The 6,048-nt window shown below is 35.6% G+C and carries 10 protein-coding genes; all 10 read right to left on the reverse strand.

The genetic code is table 11. The annotated features are described in order from the left end of the window. Nucleotides 1-202 precede the first annotated feature (202 nt). The gene (locus E5342_RS18400) at nt 203-784 is read right to left on the reverse strand and encodes a DUF4274 domain-containing protein (protein ID WP_135960024.1); all 582 of its coding nucleotides are present in this window, start codon (nt 782-784) and stop codon (nt 203-205) included. Nucleotides 785-834: 50 nt separating this feature from the next. Continuing rightward, complete coding sequence (locus E5342_RS18405; protein ID WP_123618430.1) at nt 835-1,236, reverse strand: hypothetical protein; 402 nt, start codon at nt 1,234-1,236, stop codon at nt 835-837. A 73-nt stretch (nt 1,237-1,309) separates the two neighbouring features. Beyond that, nucleotides 1,310-1,711, reverse strand: a complete 402-nt coding sequence (locus E5342_RS18410; RefSeq protein ID WP_210434982.1) for a hypothetical protein — start codon at nt 1,709-1,711, stop codon at nt 1,310-1,312. Nucleotides 1,712-1,792: 81 nt separating this feature from the next. Further along, entirely contained in the window at nt 1,793-2,716 is a 924-nt protein-coding gene (locus tag E5342_RS18415; RefSeq protein ID WP_135960026.1) for a hypothetical protein, read from the reverse strand. A gap of 46 nt (nt 2,717-2,762) precedes the next feature. Further along, nucleotides 2,763-3,389, reverse strand: a complete 627-nt coding sequence (locus E5342_RS18420) for an SMI1/KNR4 family protein (RefSeq protein ID WP_135960027.1) — start codon at nt 3,387-3,389, stop codon at nt 2,763-2,765. Nucleotides 3,390-3,420: 31 nt separating this feature from the next. Continuing rightward, the gene (locus E5342_RS18425; RefSeq protein ID WP_135960028.1) at nt 3,421-3,903 is read right to left on the reverse strand and encodes an SF0329 family protein; all 483 of its coding nucleotides are present in this window, start codon (nt 3,901-3,903) and stop codon (nt 3,421-3,423) included. 77 nt (nt 3,904-3,980) lie between these two features. Beyond that, nucleotides 3,981-4,532, reverse strand: a complete 552-nt coding sequence (locus E5342_RS18430) for a DUF4240 domain-containing protein (protein ID WP_135960029.1) — start codon at nt 4,530-4,532, stop codon at nt 3,981-3,983. A gap of 79 nt (nt 4,533-4,611) precedes the next feature. Next, nucleotides 4,612-5,196 (reverse strand): hypothetical protein, encoded by a 585-nt coding sequence (locus E5342_RS18435; protein ID WP_135960030.1) that lies wholly within the window; start codon nt 5,194-5,196, stop codon nt 4,612-4,614. An 83-nt stretch (nt 5,197-5,279) separates the two neighbouring features. Further along, nucleotides 5,280-5,630, reverse strand: coding sequence for an immunity 51 family protein (locus E5342_RS18440; protein WP_135960031.1), 351 nt, complete (start codon nt 5,628-5,630; stop codon nt 5,280-5,282). Further along, nucleotides 5,620-5,967: a hypothetical protein gene (locus E5342_RS18445; protein WP_068960251.1), complete on the reverse strand. Its 348-nt coding sequence runs from the start codon at nt 5,965-5,967 to the stop codon at nt 5,620-5,622. The genes E5342_RS18440 and E5342_RS18445 overlap by 11 nt, the downstream gene beginning before the upstream one ends. Nucleotides 5,968-6,048: the final 81 nt, after the last annotated feature.

The raw sequence follows: 6,048 nt of genomic DNA on the forward strand, positions 1-6,048 counted from the left end.
TGGGCCAAATTTATTTAATGTTTAACTAGTCCCTATTTTTTATGGGACACTAATGACATATCTTTATTTGTCACAGGTCGCTTATTTCCTGCCAATGACAATTTGCGTATTATTTCATTCATTTTTAATTCCTTTTTTATTTGACAACTAATGGGTTGCAGCTTGCCACCGTTAGGTGGAATAGGTGCTTGTTATCAACATATTATTCATCTACTAAATCAGCCAAACGATCCATTGCAGGTTGCAAGTCTTCAGGGATACCTTCTTCCCAAGAAGGCACATCCAATGCAATACCATCTAAAGCGGTAAACATTTCTTGGGGAATGGGAACCTTAAATTCCGAAGGATTCAAACTTTCAGTCCAGTCATATCCATCTTGATACGAATCATGACAAGGATTGAAAGCGTAGCGTTGGTTCCTGTAAAATCCTGCTGTGTAATTCTGTTCAATTGTTTGGATGATGTCATAATCTTCAAGATACCAACTATGAGTATTTTCACATTCCTCACGGTTTACAAACTGTTTGCTGAAATCTGGAGCCATCCGCCAATAAAGTAGTAGGCATGTTCCTTTGTCTGTATCGGGCTGCTCGACAATCCATTGGATAACTTTCTTAGGATTATCAAAATTCCAGCTTAGAGCCAGCATTTGGCGAATTTCTGAATCATGTTTCTTTAAGTAATCAATGATGAGTTCGGCACTCAGTTCATCGTAAACGTCTTCATCAATACGTTCATCACCCCAATCGTAATTTTCGTCTAAAAGTTTGTTTATAAAGTCCATAATTGTAATTTATTAATTTGTTGATAATGGTTTGGCAGCGTTCCGCTTATTCAGTCGGTTTGCTGTTTGTTATCGGTAATCAATTCATTATGAAATTCCGTACATAAAAGTTCCATTACATCATCGTATGCAATTATGATTATGTGATGAAGTCCCTTTGGGGAATAGGTGGACTTAACAATCTCTCGTATAGAGGAAACTGTTTGCCCTTTACCTTTAATATTATTTTCAAACATTTCGTAATCGTACAACTGGAATTTCATTACTCCATTGAATACAAACTTCAGATTAATAGCACTCATAGAATTGTCAACAAAATCACATAGGCTATTACGCGAAACATTAACATACACTTCGATAGTTCGAGAATCTATAATATTTATATGTTCAATTATTATAGCATCTCGTCCACCAATAAAGCCTATGCTTGTTATTATATCTTTTATTTCCATTCTTTTGAACTTTACCGATAATGTTTGGCAGCGTTCCGCTTATTCAGTCGGTCTGCTGTTTGTTATCAATGCCTTACCGATTATAAAGTTGATTTAGCATTTTGAAATAATCATTTCCAAACCCTTCAACATAATCATCCATTACGCCATATATGTTGTTTTTACTATCAACAAGCAAGACCATATATCCATGTTCGTATTCCCCAAAAGGACAAATATTCGAAACATGGAGTAGTTTACAAAATTGGTCGTAGAATAAGTAATGCGGATTATCGTTTAATGTTTTCCTTAGATTAAAATGCACATCCACTTTTGGAAACTGAAATTCCTGATTGTAGAAATAAATAAGGAAATCTATCAACTTTGAAGTCGGTTGGTAGTTTGCGTTAGAATAAATCGCCATAAGCTCATTTGGGCTTATGATTACCCGATTTTCCCAGTGGCAATTCGTTTTAAGATATTGCTTCAGTTCCATACTACTTTTATTTTGCACATTGATAATGTTCGGCAGATAAACTACCTTAAAAGTTTCATCTGTTTGTTAGCAACCTTATTTTTACCAGATACCAACTTCACACATACCGTTGAATTTATCTAATACCATTCCGTTTTTTTTATCACTTCCCAAATTTACACTTATATGCTTGAGGTTAGGAAGATTTTTAGGGATTATATTATCTAATATATCAAAAGGCAATTGCAAGAGTAAGTTTTCTAAATTCTCGTGGTATAAAGGAAAACTTTGTAGCCGCTTCATATTGGCGAGAGACATACTGGTTAAAGAATGAAGGCTACTTAAATCCGGCATTTCTTCAACATTGCTAAGTCCGTCTAAACCAATAGATCTTAGTTCTTTCAAGTCCAATAAAAAATTAAGATTCAATATTTTCGGAGAACGGCATATATGTATGTTTCTTAAATTTGGCACTTTAATACCTAAATGTGTCCCATCTTTTAAATTAAAACAAGTTAATGTCTCCAAGTTTGGTAGGCAGGACAATATATTTGAATCTAACCCTTTTATATTTAATCGCTTCAGTCTGTTCAGATTGTTCAATGTAGGATATTGATATTTCGTTATAGGATAGAAACTCATACAGAGTTCTTCCAATTTCTCCAATGAGACAAGTTCGTCAATACATAGTTTATTATCATATAGAGCATCAATAACTATATTCCTCAAATTTCTGAATATTGAAATTCCTTCAATTGTTTTCAGAATATTCTCGGTGTAATTATACGATTCAACCCCTATTATATTGTCACTTATGCATTCAAAATTGGAGAAAGCAATCAGATTGTTGTTATTTGAACGCATTACCAATGTTACTTCTGTCGTTTCATTGATTATAGCTTCTTTTAGAGTTTGCAATTTCTCTATGTTAGGTTGTTCTTCTATCAACAATCTCAGCTTATTATCTTCATTCTTTAATCCGATAATCTGTCCTTCTGTATATTGATTTAATTTTTCAATGAACATATAATTTGTATTTACATGGTTGCTAATATCCGGCAGCGTTCAGCATTTAATCGTTAATGCTGTCTGTGAGTGATTTATTTATGTTTTCAATCTCCATATCAAGATAGCTTATATACCATTCCATAAATGACATCTTGTGTCCATCCTTCATTTTCGGTACAAGTCCACTATAATCAGCTCGTCCGTCAAACCATATATGTCCTTTTTCATCTCCATTCACCACCAACAGAAATGTACATCCATGTCCGAAATGACTTATTTGCAGACAGCCTGCAATATGGGCGGTACTAATATAAGCATCTACAATTTCCGTTTCCGGATATTCTTCCTCCCAATCAAAAGAAGCAATCCATTCTTCATTCCAGTTATCTGAATATGGAAATTTCTCATTTAAGGAAATATTAGGTTTATCTCTTAATTTGAAATCAACAATGGCTTTATCGAGAGGCAACAATCCATGTCCGGGGCCGAAACCGCCATTCCCTATTTCAGAAATAAAGGATCTGTAATCTTCAGGAAGAGTGATGCAGTGTTTATGTTCAAATGTTGCTATATCTTCCTCTGATAAACAAGGATTATAAGATACCTCTTGTTCCTTTGCTCCCAAAGATGCTGATTCTATATGGCTTTTTATGAAAGCCAGTTTTTCTAATATTTCCTTTTTCCAATTCATAATCACTAATATCCGGCAGTGTTCCACTTTTTCAGTCGGTTTGCTGTTTGTTAGCTGCTGTGGTTTTAATTCTTAATTCCAAAATTTTTTGAGCCGCCTGATTTTTGATTCTGCGACGCAAATTATCCAATCTACGCTGTCCGATACGTCTGTCAGCCGCACGAAGGATATTTGCCAATCCCCAATAGTCATTTTCAAAATGCTTTGTCACAATTTCCGAAACGGGTGTATCTATATATTCCCGTATTAAATCGGATATATCTGACACGTCATTTTTATATGGGTAATTTTTTGTTATCCCATGTGGCTTGAAGTTGCGTATTCTACCATCAGGCGTGACAAACTGTTTGGGGTAATCAAAAATTATCTCTTTACCCAGCGTAATCCAATAACGGGGCAAATCTGTATTACCATATCGGCTTCTCATTGGATAAGCGACACAGTGAATCTGAAAATCAATCGTTGGATCAATTATCAGATATAGTTCCTTTTGCAATTTACTCCATTTCTTCATTTGTTCTTTCTTCAGCAGCTAATGTCCGGCGGATAACCGACCTTTCGGGAGATTAATCCGCTTGTTAGCAACCCGCTTCAGAATACATCATTTTCCCACCATTTATCAAAAGTTAGTGGACAAATCTTGCGTATAGATTCTTCATCGTCCTCTTCCCATTCAAATTCTATTTCTTGAATGTTCTGGGGTAATGAATAATTATCTTCTACTGTGTAAAGGTAATCTTCATTTCCAGTTCGTTCTTGAAGGACTGTTTTAACGGCATAAGCCAAGTCCTCTTGTTCCGGATAATCTTCTCCTTCCGGATCTTCAAGTTCCGAGAATACATCACACAAGGTATCCGCATTTTCCAATGCGTTGTAAAACACCTCCCGTCCTTGTGCGATAAGCCAAAATCGAAAATAATCGAATCCGTCATCGCCACATCCCCCAAGCACGACATAGGCCACAGCCCACAGGTCTTGCTTATAGGATAGATTGCAGAAATAGCCCCACCAATATCTAAACCCAAACAATTCTTCTTCGGAAAGAGGGGTAAGGCACTCTTTGAGTTTTCGTCCGCGATTAGAATTTTCGATGATTGTCCAGAACTTTTCTTCTGACATCAATTTGGATGCGTCTTTTTTCATGTTTCTTTTTTCTTTTTTAGGTTGCTAATGTCCGGCGGATAATCGACCATTAGGAGATTCATCCGCTTGTTATGTGCATTTACTTCCAAAAATTGTCCTGCAAGTGTTTCTCTAAATATCGACTTACAACTCCCCATCCTTCATTGTCAGGACTATTATACCCCCATATATTTTCAGTAGCATCTTCTAATTTTTCACATGCATCTGAATATTTTGCTGTTATTTGTTTCCTTTCTTCTGAAGTATATCCTTTAAGTTCTTCCATTGTTATGGTAAAATACTTACCTTCTCTGATTCCACGCACGAAATTTACAACTTCACAAAGTTGGTCTTCGTCAAGAGACAAGACATCTATATTGAGAGGGAAAATTTGTTCGATATTCTTTGTTGCATCTCCAATTTTGTCCAGTCCAATTTCATACATTGCATGGGATATGTAAGGCAGCAATTCTGTATTTTCTTCTATAATCGCTTGCCACCCATCACCTTTATAGATACCTATAACATTGGCTACTATGTGAAATGCAAATACAGTGTCGGAAACTTGATTTTTAATTTCACTTAATTCGCCTATCTCCCAAACCTTATCTGATAAGGTTACAATCGCATCTTCTGTATTGACATCCATTCCTTGCAGGATATCGCTAATTTTTTTAGTTTTCATATTTACCTTGTTTTTTTAATTGCACATAATGGGATGCAGCTTGCCGCCGTTAGGCGGAACAGGTGCTTGTTAGCATCGTTCTTTTAATCCAATTCAGCATGGGAGAATAAGCCCATTATTAATTTTTTGTTTTCACATGCTTCTTTAAACTGTAAGATGAACTTTCTTAAAGCCTCTTTATCACTTGAATAAGCACAGAACATACTTCCTTCCGAATCGAAATCAATGCTTTCGGATAGCTCTGGTGCTTGTTCGTCAATAAAGACACGAGCCAGTGACTCCCAGTCGTAGCCATTACCTTCAAATCCTTCATCTTCTCTTGATTGAAAGATTTCCGTTTTATACTCGCCAACAGTCAGACATACCGAAATTGTTGATTCATGTTCAACCCAAAAGAAAGGTTCAATAGCCGCTGCAAAATTATTAATGTCCATATTGTTCTAATTCTTTAAAAAGTTCATCACCATTTGCTTTAATTCCATTTCTAAACTTGGCAGGAATTCTACTGCTACAACGTTCAAACCAATCGTTAAAAACATTTTTCCATTCTTGAACTTTCTCTTTTTTAATTAACAGATTAGCATCAATGGGGTATTTCTTTGCCAGTATTACCAGCATATCAATAATTGCCAATATTGGCTGAGAAGGCTCTTTGGTTGTTTTCATCCAATCAATAAATTCATCCATCATTGAAATGGAGAATTTTATATAATCAACTCCAACAGCTTCTGCAAGCTCATTTCCTTCTGGTGCTGTACTAAATATCTTCATATTACATTTTTCTTATTCTTCGATGCTAATGTTTGGCAGCTAATCGCCTTTTGGGGCGATTGAGGTGCATGTTAGTTGTCT

It is taken from the genome of Parabacteroides distasonis (assembly GCF_004793765.1).
In the GTDB taxonomy this organism is placed as follows: domain Bacteria; phylum Bacteroidota; class Bacteroidia; order Bacteroidales; family Tannerellaceae; genus Parabacteroides; species Parabacteroides distasonis_A.

Bases quoted from the DNA above. Each gene is read 5' to 3' on its own strand.
- E5342_RS18420 (WP_135960027.1), bottom strand. From the start codon at position 3,389: ATGAATTGGAAAAAGGAAATATTAGAAAAACTGGCTTTCATAAAAAGC.
- E5342_RS18405 (WP_123618430.1), bottom strand. From the start codon at position 1,236: ATGGAAATAAAAGATATAATAACAAGCATAGGCTTTATTGGTGGACGA.
- E5342_RS18415 (WP_135960026.1), bottom strand. From the start codon at position 2,716: ATGTTCATTGAAAAATTAAATCAATATACAGAAGGACAGATTATCGGA.
- E5342_RS18440 (WP_135960031.1), bottom strand. From the start codon at position 5,630: ATGGACATTAATAATTTTGCAGCGGCTATTGAACCTTTCTTTTGGGTT.
- E5342_RS18410 (WP_210434982.1), bottom strand. From the start codon at position 1,711: ATGGAACTGAAGCAATATCTTAAAACGAATTGCCACTGGGAAAATCGG.
- E5342_RS18435 (WP_135960030.1), bottom strand. From the start codon at position 5,196: ATGAAAACTAAAAAAATTAGCGATATCCTGCAAGGAATGGATGTCAAT.
- E5342_RS18430 (WP_135960029.1), bottom strand. From the start codon at position 4,532: ATGAAAAAAGACGCATCCAAATTGATGTCAGAAGAAAAGTTCTGGACA.
- E5342_RS18425 (WP_135960028.1), bottom strand. From the start codon at position 3,903: ATGAAGAAATGGAGTAAATTGCAAAAGGAACTATATCTGATAATTGAT.
- E5342_RS18400 (WP_135960024.1), bottom strand. From the start codon at position 784: ATGGACTTTATAAACAAACTTTTAGACGAAAATTACGATTGGGGTGAT.
- E5342_RS18445 (WP_068960251.1), bottom strand. From the start codon at position 5,967: ATGAAGATATTTAGTACAGCACCAGAAGGAAATGAGCTTGCAGAAGCT.